This window comes from Cupriavidus sp. 01L415 (genome assembly GCF_056400065.1).
In genome coordinates this window covers 1-1,489 of record NZ_JBFTSP010000075.1, presented here as the reverse complement: position 1 = coordinate 1,489, position 1,489 = coordinate 1, and the positions used below count along the sequence as shown (strand labels likewise).

General features: G+C 64.1%; 1 protein-coding gene. It reads left to right on the top strand.

From position 1 onward, the window contains the following. The first annotated feature begins 33 nt into the window (after positions 1–33). Entirely contained in the window at positions 34–1,401 is a 1,368-nt protein-coding gene (gene ltrA / locus AC1DOX_RS30925) for a group II intron reverse transcriptase/maturase (protein ID WP_441624652.1), read from the top strand. Positions 1,402–1,489: the final 88 nt, after the last annotated feature.

Sequence of the window (1,489 nt, the reverse complement as noted above, 5' to 3'; positions counted from 1 at the left end):
CGAAGGACCAAACGAGAGGGAGTGTTCGAAGCCATGTCGATGCAACAGGCACTGCGTCAGATGCCCGCGCAAGTGGGGCGAGCGGGAGAAACGGACGGTGAAGCCGGACGCGCACCCGTCTGCGACGAAGCCGGTGGCCCGCGACATGAGTCGGAGAGCACAGGGTCGGCGCTGCTGGCAGCGGCGCTGGCGCGAGAGAACCTGAAGCAGGCGTTCAAGCGCGTGCGGGCCAACAAGGGTGCCGCGGGGGTAGACGGGCTGGACATAGACCAGACCGCTCAACACCTGGTGTCGGTGTGGCCGACGCTTCGCGAACAACTGCTCAAGGGGACGTACCGGCCCAGTCCGGTACGGCGGGTAACGATTCCGAAGCCGGACGGAGGCGAGCGCGAGCTTGGTATCCCGACGGTGACGGATCGCCTGATCCAGCAGGCGCTGTTGCAGGTGTTGCAGCCGATTCTGGACCCCACCTTCAGCGAGCATAGCTACGGCTTCCGTCCCGGCAGGCGTGCGCACGACGCGGTGCTAACCGCACAGTCGTACGTGCAATCGGGTCGGCGAATAGTGGTGGACGTGGACTTGGAAAAATTCTTTGACCGGGTTAATCACGACATCCTGATTGATCGCCTACAGAAACGCATAGAAGACCCCGGAGTCATCCGGTTGATCCGAGCGTATCTGAATAGCGGACTGATGGATGGCGGGGTTGTGCTGCAACGGTACGAGGGCACGCCGCAGGGCGGTCCGCTGTCGCCGTTGTTAGCCAACGTGCTGCTTGATGAGGTGGACAAGGCGTTGGAGAGCCGAGGCCATTGCTTCGTGCGCTACGCCGACGATGCGAACGTGTACGTACGCAGCCGTCGGGCGGGCGAGCGGGTGATGGCGCTGTTGCGGCGGCTGTACGGCAAGTTGCGTCTGAAGGTCAACGAGGCGAAGAGCGCGGTGGCGAGTGTGTTTGGCCGCAAATTCCTCGGCTACAGCTTCTGGGTGGCCGCTGGTGGTGTGGTCAAACGTAAAGTGGCAGTCAAGCCGCTGCTGACGTTCAAGCAGCGCATCCGCGAACTGACCCGCCGGTCTGGGGGGCGGAGCCTACTGGATGTGGTGGAGCGGTTGCGGCCGTATGTACTGGGGTGGATGGCTTACTTCCGGCTGGCGCAAACGCCCAGCGTCTTGCGAACGCTGGACAAGTGGATGCGTCACCGGCTGAGAGCAATTCAGCTCAAGCAATGGCGACGTGGCCCGACTATCTACCGGGAACTGCGGGCCCTAGGCGCGACGTCCGAGACGGCCCAACGAGTGGCGGCGAATAGCCGTTGCTGGTGGCGCAACAGTGGGGCCGCGCTGCAGTGGGTGCTGGATATCGCCTACTTTGACCGGCTGGGCCTGCCCCGCCTCGCCTAACCTCAACCTCTCGAACCGCCCGGTGCGGACCCGCACGCCGGGTGGTGTGGCAGGGGCGCAGCCACGATGGCTGTCCCCTATGCCGATT

Excerpts from the sequence above, each read along its gene's own strand:
- ltrA (WP_441624652.1), top strand. The coding sequence starts at position 34 with ATGTCGATGCAACAGGCACTGCGTCAGATGCCCGCGCAAGTGGGGCGA.